The sequence below is a fragment of the Pseudoalteromonas sp. SWXJZ94C genome, from assembly GCF_015864385.1.
Lineage (GTDB): Bacteria > Pseudomonadota > Gammaproteobacteria > Enterobacterales > Alteromonadaceae > Pseudoalteromonas.
The window spans coordinates 1-18072 of sequence record NZ_JADYXF010000039.1; the positions used below are offsets into that span (position 1 = coordinate 1).

12 protein-coding genes, 4 tRNA genes and 1 pseudogene are annotated in these 18072 nt (G+C 37.2%); 3 read left to right on the top strand and 14 right to left on the bottom strand.

Translation table 11 applies throughout. The features are described 5' to 3' along the window. A pseudogene (locus I6F65_RS15925) lies at window positions 1–140 on the top strand (IS4 family transposase); the annotation flags it as partial. A 57-nt stretch (window positions 141–197) separates the two neighbouring features. On the opposite strand, the gene I6F65_RS15930 reads toward I6F65_RS15925, so the two are convergent. From I6F65_RS15930 to I6F65_RS15975, 10 genes are all read right to left on the bottom strand, one after another. After that, window positions 198–2927 (bottom strand): poly(beta-D-mannuronate) lyase, encoded by a 2730-nt coding sequence (locus tag I6F65_RS15930; protein ID WP_197113879.1) that lies wholly within the window; start codon window positions 2925–2927, stop codon window positions 198–200. Between the two features lie 593 nt (window positions 2928–3520). Then, window positions 3521–4492: a class 1 fructose-bisphosphatase gene (locus tag I6F65_RS15935; RefSeq protein WP_166112981.1), complete on the bottom strand. Its 972-nt coding sequence runs from the start codon at window positions 4490–4492 to the stop codon at window positions 3521–3523. Then, complete coding sequence (gene fbaA / locus I6F65_RS15940; protein WP_166112978.1) at window positions 4489–5571, bottom strand: class II fructose-bisphosphate aldolase; 1083 nt, start codon at window positions 5569–5571, stop codon at window positions 4489–4491. The genes I6F65_RS15935 and fbaA overlap by 4 nt, the downstream gene beginning before the upstream one ends. Before the next feature lie 14 nt (window positions 5572–5585). Next, window positions 5586–6203, bottom strand: coding sequence for a bifunctional 4-hydroxy-2-oxoglutarate aldolase/2-dehydro-3-deoxy-phosphogluconate aldolase (gene eda, locus I6F65_RS15945; RefSeq protein ID WP_024610982.1), 618 nt, complete (start codon window positions 6201–6203; stop codon window positions 5586–5588). Between the two features lie 78 nt (window positions 6204–6281). Continuing rightward, complete coding sequence (locus tag I6F65_RS15950) at window positions 6282–7214, bottom strand: sugar kinase (protein WP_166112975.1); 933 nt, start codon at window positions 7212–7214, stop codon at window positions 6282–6284. Window positions 7215–7288: 74 nt separating this feature from the next. Further along, window positions 7289–8596: an MFS transporter gene (locus I6F65_RS15955; protein WP_166112972.1), complete on the bottom strand. Its 1308-nt coding sequence runs from the start codon at window positions 8594–8596 to the stop codon at window positions 7289–7291. Window positions 8597–8598: 2 nt separating this feature from the next. Continuing rightward, complete coding sequence (locus tag I6F65_RS15960; protein ID WP_024609426.1) at window positions 8599–8943, bottom strand: cupin domain-containing protein; 345 nt, start codon at window positions 8941–8943, stop codon at window positions 8599–8601. A gap of 5 nt (window positions 8944–8948) precedes the next feature. Then, window positions 8949–11159 (bottom strand): heparinase II/III family protein, encoded by a 2211-nt coding sequence (locus I6F65_RS15965; protein WP_197113881.1) that lies wholly within the window; start codon window positions 11157–11159, stop codon window positions 8949–8951. A gap of 5 nt (window positions 11160–11164) precedes the next feature. Continuing rightward, window positions 11165–13411 (bottom strand): polysaccharide lyase 6 family protein, encoded by a 2247-nt coding sequence (locus I6F65_RS15970; RefSeq protein ID WP_197113883.1) that lies wholly within the window; start codon window positions 13409–13411, stop codon window positions 11165–11167. A 157-nt stretch (window positions 13412–13568) separates the two neighbouring features. After that, a complete protein-coding gene (locus I6F65_RS15975; RefSeq protein WP_024609429.1) occupies window positions 13569–14447 on the bottom strand; it encodes an NAD(P)-dependent oxidoreductase in 879 nt (292 codons plus the stop codon). A gap of 944 nt (window positions 14448–15391) precedes the next feature. On the opposite strand from I6F65_RS15975, the gene gloA reads away from it, so the two are divergent. Then, on the top strand, window positions 15392–15793 hold the full coding sequence (gene gloA / locus I6F65_RS15980) for a lactoylglutathione lyase (protein ID WP_024609430.1): 402 nt from the start codon (window positions 15392–15394) through the stop codon (window positions 15791–15793). 53 nt (window positions 15794–15846) lie between these two features. On the opposite strand, the gene I6F65_RS15985 is transcribed toward gloA, so the two are convergent. The 4 genes from I6F65_RS15985 to I6F65_RS16000 all read right to left on the bottom strand — a co-directional run bounded on the left by I6F65_RS15985 (window position 15847) and on the right by I6F65_RS16000 (window position 17126). Then, on the bottom strand, window positions 15847–16113 hold the full coding sequence (locus I6F65_RS15985; RefSeq protein WP_024609431.1) for a DksA/TraR family C4-type zinc finger protein: 267 nt from the start codon (window positions 16111–16113) through the stop codon (window positions 15847–15849). Between the two features lie 567 nt (window positions 16114–16680). Next, window positions 16681–16756 (bottom strand) — tRNA-Glu (locus I6F65_RS15990). 182 nt (window positions 16757–16938) lie between these two features. After that, window positions 16939–17014 (bottom strand) — tRNA-Glu (locus I6F65_RS15995). A 36-nt stretch (window positions 17015–17050) separates the two neighbouring features. Further along, window positions 17051–17126 (bottom strand) — tRNA-Ala (locus I6F65_RS16000). A gap of 867 nt (window positions 17127–17993) precedes the next feature. Between I6F65_RS16000 and I6F65_RS16005 the strand changes: the two genes are divergently transcribed. Continuing rightward, window positions 17994–18069 (top strand) — tRNA-Val (locus I6F65_RS16005). Window positions 18070–18072: the final 3 nt, after the last annotated feature.

The window sequence follows — 18072 nt, forward strand, 5'->3', positions numbered from 1 at the left end:
CAGGTTCAATTCCAAAGAAATTAAGGGCAATGCGAGAACGAGTGAAACGTTATATTCTTCCAGAAAAAAGAAAACGGCCCAAAAGTAGGACCGTTCGGATTTCAAAAACTCGGTACACCATTAAGTCAAAGCATGCTTAACTGAATGGTGTTACCTAAATAGGGGCTTATGTTAATAGAAGTTACTATAGTTATTTATTAATCCTGTGCATTCCATGTAGATCCAACGCCTACTTCTGAAGCTTGAATATAATGTAATCCTTTAGCTCCTGCTATTGATTGTGCTCCGCTAGAGTCTGTTTCTATAAGGCTGCTTACGCCTACAACAAACTCAGGTACTTCTTTACCATTACCTGCTGGGTCTTGGTCAATTGCGCCGTCGGTATCAAATTCACCATTACCATTAACTTGTCTGATATCAACCCACGAGTCGCTTGTGTCACCAGATACGTAACTATCACTAAAACCAAAATTATTCGATAATAACGACTCTTCATGATTTATTAAGTCACAATCATATTCAAACGTATGATCGCTATCTAATGTATTAGGATAAAATAAACCCTGAGTAGCTGCACTACTAGCAATTGTATCTGCGTCAGTTTGATCGCCTAACCCATTTGCAATTAAGTTAGCGTCAAAGTTAATAACAAACGCATTTTTAGTTAGCCCATATAATATAGTATCGTCAGCCAAGTCATCACAGTCATCTCCTGGTGCTCTTGAACCAATTTCAGTACTAAATACGATTGGCTGTTGCGAGTTTAATACTGTGTTGTTAGTAACGGTAAGCGTAAAGTCACCTGCACCGTCAAGCACAGCCTGGTTACCTGAGTTTGGTACACCGCCATCAGCTTGAGAGAATGGGTTTGCTGTAAATACAATACCACCGGCTTCTTTGTTTCCTGAACGTATACCCGCAATGTAGTTATTGCTAACGGTGTGTCCAAGTGGTGTAACTAACACTCCACTTGGTCTGTCGTCTGAACTAGCAATGTCTGTCGTACGAATAATTACGTTGTCAGTAATTGAATTAAAACCGCCATCTTCAAGTGATATACCACCGTTAGCATTTAAAATTGTATTACCTTTAATCGTAGCGCCAGACGTTTGTACTCGCATTAAACGACGACCTGTTACAAAGTTTTCTATCAAGTTATATTGTATTTTAAAATTAGAATTGTCAGCTGCATCAGTACCCGTGGTACTTCCAGCATTAATTAAATGTAAACTCGAATTATCAAAGTTGGCATTCTCACTACTGTCGTTAAACAAGTTATATTGAATAACATGGTTTAAACCTGACGAAGCCATTTTAATAACAGAGCCGTTTTCAGAGAAGTTTCGTCCACTAAACGTATTTCGCTCTATCATTGCGCCTTGCCCTTTGAGCATTAACCAATGATAGGTTGAGTTATTTAATTCAGCTTCTTCACCATCTATGCTGTTATGAGAGAATGTAAAGTTACTACCTTCTGAGTAAATAACGGTATCTTCTTCTGTTTCACAAAAAGAATCCGCTTTTGTATCAATATCTTTAAATGTAAGCCCTGTTAAGCTCGCGCCATCTACAGAGTCGGCTACATGTATACATACTTCGCCTGTAATAACGGGGCTCTGCGCTTCTACTGAACGCAAAGTTACCGCACTGGTGAGTAAAATAGAGTCCATATCGGCATAAACGTTTTCATTTAAACCAATTACATCACCGTCGCCTAAACCTGCATTTACAGTATCGACAAGTTCTGCAGAGTTATTTACTACTTTGGTATAGACTAATGTACTTAAAGCATCTGTAACGGTTACTTCTGGAAAATTATCATTATCAGTATAAGTTGCGTTAACTGAAATAATTGCGCCTGCATAGGCACCTGGAGTGAATGTTTTACTATTTGTACCAGCAACTTCAACTCCATCAGCTGACCAAGCATAAACAATATTAGCTTCATCAACGCCGTTATTATCAGAAACCTCAGCGGTGAGTGTGTTACTCGTTAAATAAGGAGATGTTCCTATAATTTCAACAGTTCCAAGTTGATCTACCGCAAAGCTTGTCACTGGTATTGTTGATGCTGATATATTACTTTCTGCAAAGCCGTTATCATCGGTGTAAGTTACTTGTACTTTGATAACTTTATCTAAAAGTGACTCTTCTACAATGTAAGTACTTTGTGTTGCATTAATTATTACTTCATCATCGGCAAACCACTGATAAGCAATATCACCTGAGGTACCATCTGCATCAACTATTTCACTAGTTAGCGTATTACCAACTGTCGGAGTGCCTTCAATAGATACAGACCCTTGAAAATTAACACGAGTAACAGGCTGCGTTCCAGCCGATGTTACTGACTCTTCAAAGCCACGGTCATCTTCAAATGAGGCATTAACTGTTATAACAGTACCTACTTGCTCCTCGGTTAACTCCAAGGTAGAAAGTACTTGTCCGTCTATTTCTACGTCATCTGCAAACCATTTATACACAATCGTCGCATTTTCAACGCCATTACCATCGGCAACCATTGCTGTAAGTATTGATCCTATTACTGCATTACCGGTTACTGTAATACTAGCTGCAAATGAAATTGCTGAAACGTTTGCTGTTGGATCTGTTATATGAGATTCGTTTATACCGCCATCATCTGTATACAAAGCTTGAGCGGTAATTGGTAAACCTATTTGATCATCTGTTAGGGTAAACGATGAACCAGTTGCACCGCTAATAGCTTGTCCGTCGGCATACCAAAAGTAAGTTATGTTTCCTGAAATTCCATCTGGATCACTTACACTTGTAGTTAAGGTTTCTCCAGAAGTTACGGTTCCACTAAGAGCAATAGAGCCCAAGTTGTTGTCATTATTATTTGAATCGGTGTTACAGCCTAATATTGCTGCTGCAACAGCACATAGTGCAAAATGTTTTAATTTCATGGTGACTCTATTCTCCAAATTTATGGTTTTAACATTTGGTAGCTTTATTGTGTGTATTACCAAACATTCCACATTTTCATTACCAATCCACAGTAAAAGTAAGCGCGAATTGTTAACCAGGTTGTTAATATAATCATAATGAAATTGTTTTTACCACTACAATTACCAAAAAGGCAGCAATTAATTTATAAACTATTAACAAACAATACCAAAGCGAGACTGCCCGTTAGCTTATTACTAGAGTACGTTTATCTTTAGAGGTTAAATGTCAGAAATGTGTTTGGTTATTAGGCAATACCAGAGATATTTAGCGTGGTTGTTCTTCGTAAATAGACAATAACGACGTATAGAAATACTAACCACGTGCGGCTTTGTGCTTTTGTCGTATATTAATTTGAGAGTTTGGGAGTGTAATTTTTACTTATTTGAAGTGATTTACTTTAGGTGTATTTGTTGATTTATTAAGCGCTGTTGCTAGCTTATAAAACTTAGTGCTTTAAATTAAAATAACCTGAGTTCTAAATCAAAATTACTGCAAACTAGTAATTATATTTAGAACTCAGGTTAAGGCGTCGCTTGTTCGCTAAGCTATTTTAAGACTTAGGATAAACAGTCGTATCAAAAAACTCAACAAGCTCTGTCGAGCCTAGTACAACCGGAACACGTTGATGCAAGCTGCTTGGTGCAATATCTAAAATACGTTGTGTTATAGAAGTTGCTTTACCGCCAGCATTCTCAATTAAAAGTGACAATGGGTTTGCTTCGTAAAGCAGTCTTATTTTGCCATTTTCATTTCCGTTACGCTTATCTTGTGGGTATAAAAACAAACCACCACGACACAAAATTCTGTGTACGTCGCCAACCATTGCTGCATTCCAGCGTATTGAGCTTTTTCCAAAGCTTTCACAGGTATATAATAATTTATCAAAATAAACTTGTGTAGGTTCATCCCAATAACGGTAGTTGGCCATATTCACAGCAAATTCACGACTTTGGGTAGGTACGCTTAATTGAGCATTGGTAAGCAAGTAACCACCATGCGTTAAATCAAGGGTGTAACATCGTGTTGGTCCGCCAGTGCTCATTACTAATAATGAAGAAGGACCATATAAAACGTAGCCAGCACATACTTGATTTACACCAGCTTGAGTAAATTGCTCATCGCTGTCGTATGCTACGTCTTCTCTCGCTGGGTAGATTGTAAATATAGTACCAATTTGACCATTTACATCTATGTTAGAAGAGCCATCTAGGGGATCAAAGGCAACAATATACTTACCTTCAGGATGACCACCAACAGCATGGTCCTCTTCCTCAGATGCAACGGCTCTTACACTACTGTCGTCTAATAATATGTCTTTAAGCAGCTGATTAGCTATAACGTCTAATTTTTTCTGAACTTCACCTTGAATATTTTCATTCAAAGTTGAGCCTAAAACACCACCTAGCTCACCTTGACTTACTCGAAAAGCAATTTCTTTACTAGTCGCTAAAATAGTGCGAATAAGCATAATGAGATCAGTCGGAACCCCATCTTCTTTTAAAACTGAATTTAATCTTTTCATGCGCTATACCTATTTACACAGTTTAGATCGCTAAAACACTGCTCTAACCTTGCTGTCATATTTTGCTCTGAATGACGAAGCCATACGCGAGGGTCGTAGTATTTTTTATTCGGTTTATCGTCACCATCAGGGTTACCAATTTGACCTTGTAAATAAGCTTGCTTGTCTTTGTAGTAGTCTAAAATACCATTCCAAGATGCCCACTGCGTATCTGTATCAATATTCATTTTTATTACGCCATACGTTAACGACTCAACTATTTTATCGTACTCAGAGCCGCTACCACCATGAAACACAAAGTTAATTGAGTTCTTTGGTAAATCAAATTTCTCTGATACGTAAGCTTGTGAATCTTTTAGTATAGTTGGTGTAAGAACAACGTTTCCTGGTTTATACACACCATGAACATTACCAAATGACGCTGCAATAATAAAATTAGGGCTAATACGGCTTAAGCGTTCGTAAGCAAAAGCAACATCTTCCGGTTGGGTATATAACGCAGAACTATCTAGATGAGAATTATCAACCCCATCCTCTTCTCCACCCGTACAACCGAGTTCAATTTCAAGGGTCATATTTATTTTAGCCATACGCGCTAAATAGCGTTCGCAGGTTTCGATATTCTCTTCTAATGACTCTTCTGATAGGTCTATCATGTGTGAGCTGAACAGTGGTTTTCCTGTTTTCTCAAAATGCTTTTCACCTTCATCGAGTAAACCATCAATCCAAGGTAATAATTTTTTAGCAGCATGATCTGTATGTAGCATTACCGCTACACCATAGTGAGCAGCTACAGAATGAACATAATTAGCAGCACTTACCGCGCCAAGTACAGCAGCTTGTTGATCAGGTAAAGATAAGCCTTTTCCACAAAAAAACTGTGCTCCACCATTCGAAAGTTGAATGATTACTGGCGATTTCATTTTTTGCGCGGCTTCTAACGTCGCATTTATTGATGACGTACTAACTACATTTACCGCAGGGAGTGCATATTGATGTGTTCGTGCATGTTTATATACCGCACTTACTTCGTCGCCGATTACTACACCGGGCTGGATAGTTGGGGCTAAATAATTCATTTTTATGTTCCTTGCTATTTTAACGCTTCAATACAAGCTGCTGTGATTGCTTGCCAATTTTCTTGCTCTACCCATTCTTTTTTAGCAATCCATGTGCCGCCTACGGCAAATACATTACTTAAGGAAAGATAGTCTAATTTATTTTTTTCACTTACTCCGCCAGTAGGACAAAAACTAACAGAGCGAAATACAGAAGATACAGCGGATACAAATGGAACACCTCCGCATAACGACGCAGGAAAGAGCTTTTGCTCTTCAAACCCGTACTCTAATGCCATTATTATATCACCTGTATTAGAAACACCCGGTAATACAGGAACCTCACACTTAACAAGTTCACCTAGTAATTTTGGCGACACCGCTGGTGTAACAATAAAGTCAGCACCGGCTTCCAACGCTTGCTTTAATATAGACACGTTAATAACGGTACCAGCTCCAACTTTAAGCTCAGGTACTTGTTCTTTTATTGCTTTTAATGCCTCAAGCGAAGCTTCGGTTCTTAATACTACCTCAACTAAACCAAGCCCTGCATTTGCCATAGCTTGGGCTATTTTTACGCCCTGCTCAGGTGTATCAGCTTGAATTATAGGCAGCAGTGATTGTCCTGACATGAGTTCAGAAAAGCGTGTCATTACGTTGGATTTCCTTTGTTAAAAGTTCTGAGACCAAAGTATAGCCTCAGAATATGCAAGTATTATTAAATGAGGTAGTTATATACCGGCTTCAGTCATTGCAAGCTGAAATATATCTTTTGGTATAATAGCGCCTGGTTGTTGAATAACCGTACCAGCGGCTTTAGCTGCAAGTTGTACTGCATCTGTTGTTGTTCTGCCAGACAATCGCGCACCTAAATATACACCGTTAAACGCATCACCTGCTGATGTAGTATCAACAACATGAGTTACCGGAATAATAGTATGACTAAGCAGTGTTTCACCTTCTTTTGTGATTACTGATTCTGGACCATTTTTAACGATTATTTCTTGTATTTTATATGGCTTTAAATAGTCAATAACTGCTTCTACGCTATGTATATCGTAAAGTGTTGTTAAATCTTCTACACCTGGCAATGTAATGTCCGCCAAGCTAAATGCCAAGTGATATTGCGCTTTAGTCTCGTCAGTATCTTTCCACAACCGCGCACGATAATTTGGATCAAATACTATTTTTACACCCGCATTCTTAAGTTGCTCTATCGTTTTCCAAAACTTGTCTCTTGCGCTTTCTTCTATTACTGCAAGTGAAATACCTGAAAAGAAAAACATATCACCCGATGATAATTGTTCAACAATATCTGCATTTAAAAAGTCGACTACTTTTTTAGCCGCCGAATCGCTTCGCCAATAAGTAAAGCTACGCTCGCCGGTATCATCTGTTTCAATGTAATACATACCAGGCACTTTATCATCGTGCGCAAACACAAATTGTGTGTTTAGCTCTTCACTTTTAAAGCGAGTTAGCATTTTCTTACTTAGGCTATCTTGTCCTAAAGCAGTTACTAACGAGGTACCAACATCTGGATAACAACGCTTTAAATATACAGCTGAATTGTAAACATCACCTGCAAATGACTGGTGCAGCTTAGACTCACTCATTGCTCTGAGTTCAACCATGCATTCGCCAAGAAAGTAAATATTTTTCATATTGGAAACTTATCCTATGTTATTAATAGCTATGCACTTGCATTTAATGCTCCTGCATAGCCATTACTATCAGATTAATTAGGCTTTTTTAAAGGCTCAATTTTTGGAATAAGTATCCAAACAGCAGCCATTGCAATAATTGCTAAAGAAGCACCAATAACAAATGCTGGAGTATAGTTACCATCAGCAGTAAGAATAGGAACCAGTGATGTAAGGCCTACAGCACCAAGCTTTGCAGCCATACCAGAGAAACCTGATAATGTACCCACAGCCTTTTTACCTAGTAAATCACTTGGTAGTGTTTGCACATTACCAATTGCAGTTTGGAAACCGAATAAAATAACAGCCATAATAAGCACTGCTGTAGTTGGGCCACCAGGATTAGCCATCGCAAGTAGCGAAGGTAGCATAATTAAACAACCCAGCGTAATGGTTAACTTACGTGTTTTATCTGTATTCCAACCGGCTTTAAGCCTGTTTTGTGCCAGTAAGCCACCAAACCATGCGCCAAACATTGCACCAACATAAGGAACCCAACCGTATATACCGATAGACTTAACGTCCATGCCGTACACTTCGTTTAAGTAAATTGGAATCCAAAAAACAAATAACCACCAAATAGGGTCAATCGCAGCAGAAGCGATAATTACACCCCAACTTTGTTTACGAGAAAGTAGCTCAGCGGTAGAAGGGTTATATTCTTCTTCATCTTCGCCAGTTACATCGCCGTTATCATCAACACGTCTTTGACCTGTTAAAATGTATTCACGTTCTTCAGCTGTAAGCCAAGGGTGAGAGCTAGGCGGCGCTTTAACTAAAATTAACCAAGGCACTAACCAAAGAAAACCTAATACACCAACAAAAACAAACACCATTTGCCAGCTAAAATAGATAGTCAAATATGCAATTAACGGAATTGCAATAATACCGCCAATAGCCGCGCCAGAGTTAAAAATACCCTGCGCTAAAGCACGCTCTTTGGTAGGAAACCATTCAGCATTACCTTTAGCGGCTCCTGGCCAGTTACCGGCTTCAGCTACACCTAAAATGGCACGAAAGATACTAAGGCTCATTACGCCCTGTGCAAATGCATGCGCAACGGTTGCTATTGACCAAACACCAATTGATAAAACAAAACCAAAACGTGTACCAACCCAGTCAAATATTTTACCAAAAATTGCCTGACCAAATGCATAAGCAAATACAAACACAATTGAGATGTTAGCGTATATTTGTTTACGCTCTAATGCAGATTCATCAGGAAATAAATCCTCAACAATATCAGGCCAAAGCACACTAAGTGCTTGGCGATCTATATAGTTGATAATGGTAGCTAGCGCAATTAACGCTATAACCCACCAACGTAAGCCTTTAAGTTGCATAATTAATCCTCAAGAAAGTCTTCACGCGCTGGGCTAAAAGTATCAATCAGGATTCCGCCTGTTGGGCAGGTAGCTCCATGATCAGCAAATGGTGGGATTAAGCAGCTATCACCCGGTTTTAAGATTTTAGTTACGCCATCAATGTTAAAGTGAAATTCACCTTCAACAACATACGTTACTTGAGAATGTCTGTGAGCATGGTTATAACCAATAGCCCCTTTTTCAAACCAAATTTTAACAGCCATTAGCTCTTCGTTATAACCTAACATTTGACGTTTTAGACCATTTCCTAAATCTTCAATTTCGGTCTCGTTGCCAAATGAAAAGTGTGCGCTTTGCTTTTGCATCCTATTTACTCCTGATTATTGTTCATCATATAAACGCCTAATCGGCCGTTTAAAGTGAACTCTTTATTTTGATAATTGAATGTGTTTTTAGCTGATGTTTGTGCTTTGTTGATAGCAACTAAATATGTCTTGCCTTTAATCTCAAGCTCAACAAGTGTTAGATCGCCCTGCTCGCTATATTCAAGCCCTGTAACTCTACTTACTGCTTCTAATGTATATTCTTTACTTGGGTTATATTCACCGTGAGGCTCTAATACCGATATAAATTTATGTTGCTTTTGAGCCTCTACGCGACGGATAAAACCGTTTTCGTTGCGTAAGTTAAAATGAGGGTCATTTGCACCAATTTGAGTGAACAAGAAAGACTCATCACCTTTAACTAAACTCGTTTGCGTATAAAAACGACCGTTTTCGTTCAACCACGTTACTTTAGCTAGACCACTTTCTGGCTGTGCCTGACCTTTAAGCCATAAGTGTTGATAACCATTTTTAGTACCTAGTGCCGATAATTGCGTTGCATTTGCTTTTAGCTCAAAGCTAGTATCAATAAGCTGACCTTTATAATGTAAAGGTAAGTCAAGTTGATGCGCTTTATCTGCAACAACGTCAAATACATCAAGTGCAAGGGTGCTTTCAAGTTCTGGTAAGTTAATTAATGCAAGTGTACGCTCAAGGTCAACGCCTTTATATGCAGTACTTATTTCACCACTTGATACTGTGCCAAATTCGTTTGTTTCGAAAAAGTTAAGCGTTGGGTAGTTATTATTTCCTACTTCAACATTTGCATCAAAATGCGTTGTTTCATCAACAACAACTGTATTGTGTGCAACAGTATGTTTAGCATAGGTTTCATTTTCTGGTAAGTAACGACCGCCATATTTAGCTTCTACATTTAAAAAACGTGCTGCGCCGTAATCAGATACAATTTCATTACCATGATCGTAAAACTGCCAAGTAAGCTTATCAAAATGACCATGACCTAAACCTTGTGCTGCTGGTTTAAATAATAGCGCTTGATCGCCCCCTACTTCCGTTCGCATTACGACAAGAGCACCTTGTTTTCCATCATTACCATCGCCAAAAGCGACTGATTTAAACGTGTAAGGTGTTTCTAATTTATTATCAAGTGCTTGTGCTACTTTTAGTCCATCACCAGAGAGGATTATTTGATCTTGTTGCTTAGCAATATCAAGGTAGCCTGCGTCGTTAGTTAATCCATACGCTGCAGTTACACCATTCACTAACTCAATAGTATCGATACCTTTACTTTTTATTGCATCGTTAATTGGGAAGAACAACCCGTTGTAGCTAAGTTGAATAGTTGTATCAATCGCCTTTAATAATATGCCATCGCGGTATTCAAATATTTTTCGTTGCGGTTCGTTGTTTTCAATCGCTTTAGCAAACGTTACAAATGGTAATAATGCAAAACGTTGATAGTAAGGGCCTTCGTTATAGTAACCTTGTGGTGAAAACAGCATTTCTAACTGTTTAATAAAACCACCCTTACCCGATTTTTCTAAATCGTATAATGATTTTTCTACCCATTCTGGCTCATTTAAAACGTAACCTGCCATACCAACACCAGCTGTTGCCCATGTTCCATGGTTGTGTACTTTATTAAATGTTGAAGGTTGTCCTACCGATGTAAACAACGAAACTGGACGTAGTAAGTCGTTTTCAATTGTTTTGATGTTATCGGCATTTAACGAGTCATGAATTAGATCATAAGCTTGTATTGTGTACACAAGCCACATTGCTTCATTAAGGCTTTGCCAAAAGAATTTCCCTGGGTTTTGCGAGTCCATTTTACGTTTTGGATGCAGACCAAGCGTTGGGTATAATTTTGCATACTCAAGCAACATATCACGCACGTAATTTGCATATTTATCATCTTGGCTTAGTTGATAAATGATGCCTGCGTTATACATAAGCTGATAATTTTTTTTGTGGCGTTCATGTGTATAACCACCACCACCATCTTTTGGTACAGGTACCGCAATTGGTTGAGCTATTTGTTCGTCTACTTGCGCTTTTAATAGCTCAAACGCAGTAGCAAATTTACCTTCACTGCCTATTGCTTGGCGCATATGACTTACGTCATCTTCGGTAATTACTAAGTTAGGATGTGCAGCATATGCATCTACTGACAAAAAAGTCATAAATACACTTGCTGCTATTGCTTTAATATTAAATTGACGCTTTGATAAATACATGTGCCTTACCTCGCCTTATTATTTTTGATTAAGGCTGTATGAGGTCCAGCAACAATTAACTCTTTAACACTAGGTACATTTGTTTTATCAAAAGTGTTGTTTGTAATCTCAGTTTTTGGTTCACCTACCGTGTGTTCAACAACAATAGGTGCAGACTTAACAAACGTATTATCTTTAATATTTGTTACCTGTACACCATGAACATAAACGCTATCGTGCTCTTTATTACGCTTACCTAAACCAACATTGTTTAGTTTATTGTTCACCATTTCTAGATGAGGACCAAACGTACTTTCGTCGGTTCCACCACGGTAAAGTTTAACAATACTGCCATCAACATCGTTAAACGTATTATTTTTTAAGATAACGTATTCAGCATTGTAAATACCTAAATCTTCAACTTCGGTATTAAGACGTAATATATCGCCAGTTACTTTATCAAAAGTATTACCAGTAAGAACAATCTCATCAGCCATTGCACCTTTACCCGTTATAAAAAAGTGAAATGAGTGATTAATATCTAGATTAGTTAGGCTTGAGTTAGCCATTACAAAACGATAATTTTCAACCATGCCCCATTTTTGAGTACGTACAATACTGTTGCCAATTGCATCAGGACTATTTTCGCCAGATATTGATAATCCATCAAGCTTTAAACTACCGCCATCATGAATTTCAAACAATGTAGAGCGTTGAAAAGTAAGTTTAGATTTACCTTTTTGTGTTGCTTTTAATGTTAACGTTTTATCTATTTTAACAAGTTTAGAAACATCATACTGACCAGGCGCAAGTTCTAATACGTCACCTGATTGGGCGTTATCAATAGCATCTAATAATGCACTAGCGCTTGCTTTAACTGAGTGTGTTTTACCAGAATCAAAATCAATTATTGCAGGTACTTTTGGATACCAGCTAACACCAGTGTCTTCTTTTGCTAATACTTTTAAATCGCGCTTAGCCCCTACATTCAATGTTTTAGATGTAGGGTACAACAAACCATTAGGTGCTTTTTTAAGTGTAACTTTCTCTTGTTTAACGCCATACGTTAAATCAGAAAGAACTTTTGTATTGGCAATGTTATTACTTAAAACAATACCGCTAACATCATCAAACGCTGTGAATGGTTGCTGATTGTCTTCGTTGATAATTAAGTTGTTTTTCATAACACTGCTAATAGGTACAGCAGTACGTTCTGCATCACTACCTGCAGCAAGTTGAATATGTCGAACATTAATAAAAGTATTATTTTCTATCGTTGCGTTTTCAACTTGGTGATAGCGATTAATAGATGAATTTGGCACACCGTTCATAACAGTAAAACCACTGCCAAAACGATATCCTGTTAAACCTTGTAGGTAGTTATTTCTTACAATTTGATCTTTATTGATGATACGAATACCACCGGTATGGTCAACACCGTTACCGATAAAAATATTTTCTTCGATAATATTACCATTACCGTGGCGCAGCGTTAATGTACCGCGAGCTTCATAAAATACATTATTTCGTACAATATTTTTACCAGACTTAACTGAAATAATTTCTACTTCACCGTTGGTTTGTTCAAAGTAGTTGTTTTCAACTAAGGTGTGAGAATTACTTAATGAATAATGGCTTGTACCAATTCGAAGAGTTTCGCCACCATTCGAACCAAAAGTAGGACGGTAACCGAAGTAGTTGTTATCTATTTTGTGATAATTTTGCTGACTTTCTTCAGTGTTTAATCGAACCGCAACTGTAACACCTTTATTACGCTTACCAACAAGGTGACTGTGGTCAAAGCGATTGTGTTGACCGTATAGGGCAACCCAGTAATCGGATTCTCGTTTATCGGGGTTATTATAATTATCGATAACGACTTGTGTTACGCGTGAATGAAACGCTAGGTGATTTTTATCTTTACGAAATTCAATAACTGAAGAACTTGGAGTGTAACCATCTTTGAATATTAAGCCTGAAACAACTAAATGTTTACCTGCTAATCTTAGGTTAGATTGACCAGATAAAATTACTTTACCGTTAGTTTCAGCTGTTAATAAAATAGGGGAATCTTCTGAACCTTGACCTTCTAATAAAATTTCGAAATCTGACCAAGTACCATTTTTAAGTGTTACTTTGTCGCCGGCAACCAACTTATTAGAAATATCATTAAAAGCTTGTTTACTTTCTACAAAATAATCTTTGGCTACAACTTGTGTTGATAGGCAACCAACGAGAACTAGACTAAGCTTTATTATATTAATCAAACGCATAGTTAACTCTTTTTTATTGTGACTTGAAGTAGTGCTTTATTAATGTGTAAAAAGTGGTGATTGAAAGCAGACTAAATCGCGTCAATTGATGTCATGTGTGTATAGCGCTTGGTTATATGCAAAGCAATATAACCAAACGCCCAAAAGTAAATTTATATTACTTTTCTAACTTTTTGAAGTAATCAAAAATTTCTGGAACATTACCTTGTCCCATGCCCGCATCAAATGCAGCCTGTAGGTTAGCTGACGAACCTTCAGCAATTTTAGATTCTGTACCTAAGTCTTCAACCATTTGTAGGAAGTAGCCTAAATCTTTGTTTGCATTAGCAATCGAGAAACCAAGGTCGCTAACGTTATCAACTGCATAGTTTTTACAAAATTGCATAAACGGTGAGTTAGATGGACCAGTCGACATAATGTCGAAAAGTTGTTGGCGATCAACACCAGCAAGCTCTGCAACTGCAAATGCTTGTGACATAGCACATACTGTTGTCATGCCCATGAAGTTGTTGATAAGTTTAGTAGTATGACCTGCACCTAGCTCGCCAAGATGGAAAACGTTTTCACCTTGATCTTCTAATACTGGCTTAACTTTATTAAATGTCTCGATATCGCCCGCAGCCATAATGTTTAATAAACCATCTTTAGCGTGTGCTGGTGTACGACCTAATGGAGCGTCAATCATGCCTGCGCCTTTAGCAGCTAAATCTGCACCAATTTTCTTGGTAGATGACGGGATAGATGTACCGAAGTCAACTAAAACAGCGCCTTCTTTAATACCGGCTAAAATACCGTCTTCTGCATAAATGATTTTTTCAACAACTGCTGATGTTGTAAGACAAAACATAACAATATCTGAACCTGCAGCAAGTTCTTTTGCTGTACTTGCTGTTTTTGCACCTCTGGCAACACATGCAGCAACCGCATCTTTGCTAAGATCCATTACAATCAGCTCATAGCCTTTGTTTTGTAAATTTTCGGCCATATTGCCGCCCATTAAGCCAAGGCCGATGAAACCGATGATAGGTTTTGACATGAATAACTCCTAATTATGATGGTGCAAACTTTTATGAGTACGAGTAATGATTTACCTCATAAATAGGTCCGCTGTGTCGTTTATTTCAATTCAGTAGAGCAACACTAAGTTTTCGGTATTTGAATAATTAATTAATCATTTTCCTACTTAACCATTAAACAATCCTGGATAGGGTCTATTTATTTAGGCTATAGGACATAACTGATCACAAATTAATTAACACGTACTAATTTACAGCTCTGATTATTTACCAACAGTGTTAGTAGCTCAAACAAGTAAGCTTACCAACTGGTATGCAAAAACTTTATTACTATACACCTATTTTGTCAACCAATAAGTTAACCTTGTAAAACAACCCCTCTTACAATAAAGCAGGAGACTTAAAATATAACGATTAAAAAACAATAACTTAATTGTAAAAAGTGATTTTTTATACATATTAATACTTGTAAAAAATTAGATAACAAAATAATGACCAACAGGTTGACCAATAATAAAATAGCTACTGCATATATCAGTTGTATTTAACGTAAAAAGAATTGAGACAGGTAACTTTAATAAAAAAATTGGTAAGGCTAATCTAGTTTATAAACTCAATATTGCCTTATTGATTTCGTTTAAAATCACTCTATTATTTATCAAAATGATTACGACCTACTTAACAGCGGCTTTCTGTACTCAAGCTACCGCTTCTAAGCTATAAAGCTATATAATAAGTAATAATGTCCAAGAGGTTGTAATTTAAACCTATAGCCTACATTTATAGCCAAGATATATGTAAAGCATAAAATATATATTTATACTTATTATGCTTAAGCTTTCGGTAAGTACCTTTTATTCAAAGTTTCTCAAGTATTAAATTTGCACATTTACATATATGGTTAAGAAAAAATTAAAATTTATACAGTATGTAAATTTAAAGACTAAAACTAAGGTAGCCACAAATGCGCTTATTACACACTATGTTACGTGTTGCAGATTTAGAAAAATCAATTGCCTTTTATACCCAAATACTGGGTATGAAAGAACTTCGTCGTTCAAAAAATGAAGAATATCGATACACGCTCGCTTTTGTCGGTTATGGTGATGAAACTGACACCACCGTTTTAGAACTTACGTATAACTGGGATCAAGACGGTTACGATTTAGGTAACGCTTATGGTCATATTGCTATTGAGTTTGACGATATTTATAAGGCATGTGATGATATTAAAGCCGCTGGTGGTAACGTAAGCCGCGAACCAGGACCTGTAAAAGGTGGCACAACCGAAATCGCTTTTGTGAAAGACCCTGATGGTTATGCAATTGAACTTATTCAGAAAAAGGAAGATATGAGTAAGTTTTAAATTATTAACAGTTAATTTAAGTTAAATAAAAAAAGGTGCTTAAAGCACCTTTTCTAACGTAACTGGCTGTCTTTACTGCCACGTCGATTAAATGCTTTAGATCTAGACCCCTCACCCTCGATAGTAGTTTGGCATGCAACACAATACCGCACTCCAGGTAATGCGAGTCTTCGTGCTTGTGGTATTTTTTCATCGCACTCGTCGCATAGCTCTGCACTTGCACCTGATATTAAATTGCTTCTTGCATACTGTACTGCATCACCAACACTTGCATCAATCTGCTCTTGAATTGCACCATCTCGTGCCCATCCGCTCGCCATAAATCCTCCAAGTAAAGTTGGATGTTTAATACTAATTGAATTAAAGCATTGATCATTTTAAGAACTAAAGGCATTACTAATAGCGTTAATATAGTTATACCAATTAGCTTTAACTATAAGCGCGATTTAACGACAAGAAAATTACACTCTAACAAAGCAAATAATTTTATATCTAGTTGTTAAAATAAGAGTTTTTAACAACGTGATAGAGTGATTTAAATCATTAAATTGTTCAAATATTTATGCAGGTTGGTATTATTTACTATTAAAATCTTTAATCATTATAAATAACCATTTTCTTAATACAACTGATGTGGATTTATGCTATCAAGTAAAACATTTATTAGTACTGAATGGATTATAAATAAAATTATATTGAAATATACTAAGGAAAGTAAAATGAAATTGGGTATATGAAGGTTTTTAAATTATATTTAATCTTAACAACACTGCACTTCCCTATTAAAAATAAGTAAATGGCGTACCCAAGAGATTAGTACTCTTGATAACGTCGTGCATAGAGTGTGCGGTGTCACACAGCTTTATACAATACTTAAAATAAGTAAGTGGCGTCCCCAAGGGGATTCGAACCCCTGTTACCGCCGTGAAAGGGCGGTGTCCTAGGCCTCTAGACGATGGGGACACATAAATGTGTCACTAGGACAACTGAATTTTTAGACTCGTTTCAGGCGAGCTTTCTTAATAACACTGCACTTCCCTATTAAAAATAAGTAAGTGGCGTCCCCAAGAGATTAGTACTCTTGATAACGTCGTGCATAGAGAGTGCGGTGTCACACTGCTTTATACAATACTTAAATAAGTAAGTGGCGTCCCCAAGGGGATTCGAACCCCTGTTACCGCCGTGAAAGGGCGGTGTCCTAGGCCTCTAGACGATGGGGACACAGAAAACTGCTACCCTAGGACAAACACTAATTTTTGGTGGAGCCATGCGGGATCGAACCGCAGACCTCTTCACTGCCAGCGAAGCGCTCTCCCAGCTGAGCTATGGCCCCAACTTAGTCAACACTCGCCGTGACAAACACGTCGTGTATTGCTTAGTGCGGGGCGCATTCTATGCATCACCCAAAATAAAGTCAACAGTTTTTTACTTAGCTTTATTTAAATGGTTTAATTTTCAACAAACTGGCTATCAAGCGTGCTAATAAATGCAATTTAACCAAAATAACACCTCAATTGCTTAGATTACAGCACCACATATTAAGATAGTTAACTAAAAACGCCCTACTCTGCTGTATTAACATAGCAATAATACCAACAAGGCAATGGTATACATTTATATGCAAATTAAACATGTGCCATCATAATAGTTTAAAATTCTATTAATCGACAAAATCTCTTAAAAAAGCTTTTATTAGTAACCAGCGTTCAAATACCTTACAAACACTTCTATTTACGAGCTGTTAATGTTTTAGAGCTGGCTTTTCAAACTGCGGTGATTTACCTCATTAACTAAAATCAGTTTAAATCATAGTAGATTAAGTCACTTTTACTTTTGAGTAGTAAAAATCCAAATTTGCCTATTTTGATCTGAAAATAAAAATACACAAATAGAACACGGCTTAATTATTAAATAACGTCAATTTCAATAAGCATTAAAATAGTTCCAATAAAATAGTTACATGAACGCAAAAGTAAACTTAAGTTTTAATCGTAATAAAGCTTAGAGTACTTTTAAATGCTTATTAGATGCTTATTTGAACTACCACTTTAAATTTGATGATAAAATAGACTTCAGCCTTATGCTATTGTTTATAAAATCCTCAGTCAGTACATTTTTATCATTCAAGTGTTGACACATTTACAACTCTATCTATAATAGCGCCCCACAACAACGCAGCAATGTGATGTTGTTTAGATGTGGGTGATTAGCTCAGTTGGGAGAGCATCGCCCTTACAAGGCGAGGGTCACTGGTTCAAGTCCAGTATCACCCACCACAT

Bases quoted from the DNA above. Each gene is read 5' to 3' on its own strand.
- I6F65_RS15935 (WP_166112981.1), bottom strand. From the start codon at position 4,492: ATGAAAAGATTAAATTCAGTTTTAAAAGAAGATGGGGTTCCGACTGAT.
- fbaA (WP_166112978.1), bottom strand. From the start codon at position 5,571: ATGAATTATTTAGCCCCAACTATCCAGCCCGGTGTAGTAATCGGCGAC.
- I6F65_RS15965 (WP_197113881.1), bottom strand. From the start codon at position 11,159: ATGTATTTATCAAAGCGTCAATTTAATATTAAAGCAATAGCAGCAAGT.
- I6F65_RS15970 (WP_197113883.1), bottom strand. From the start codon at position 13,411: ATGCGTTTGATTAATATAATAAAGCTTAGTCTAGTTCTCGTTGGTTGC.
- I6F65_RS15985 (WP_024609431.1), bottom strand. From the start codon at position 16,113: ATGGCGAGCGGATGGGCACGAGATGGTGCAATTCAAGAGCAGATTGAT.
- I6F65_RS15960 (WP_024609426.1), bottom strand. From the start codon at position 8,943: ATGCAAAAGCAAAGCGCACACTTTTCATTTGGCAACGAGACCGAAATT.
- I6F65_RS15955 (WP_166112972.1), bottom strand. From the start codon at position 8,596: ATGCAACTTAAAGGCTTACGTTGGTGGGTTATAGCGTTAATTGCGCTA.
- I6F65_RS15975 (WP_024609429.1), bottom strand. From the start codon at position 14,447: ATGTCAAAACCTATCATCGGTTTCATCGGCCTTGGCTTAATGGGCGGC.
- gloA (WP_024609430.1), top strand. From the start codon at position 15,392: ATGCGCTTATTACACACTATGTTACGTGTTGCAGATTTAGAAAAATCA.
- I6F65_RS15950 (WP_166112975.1), bottom strand. From the start codon at position 7,214: ATGAAAAATATTTACTTTCTTGGCGAATGCATGGTTGAACTCAGAGCA.
- eda (WP_024610982.1), bottom strand. From the start codon at position 6,203: ATGACACGCTTTTCTGAACTCATGTCAGGACAATCACTGCTGCCTATA.
- I6F65_RS15930 (WP_197113879.1), bottom strand. From the start codon at position 2,927: ATGAAATTAAAACATTTTGCACTATGTGCTGTTGCAGCAGCAATATTA.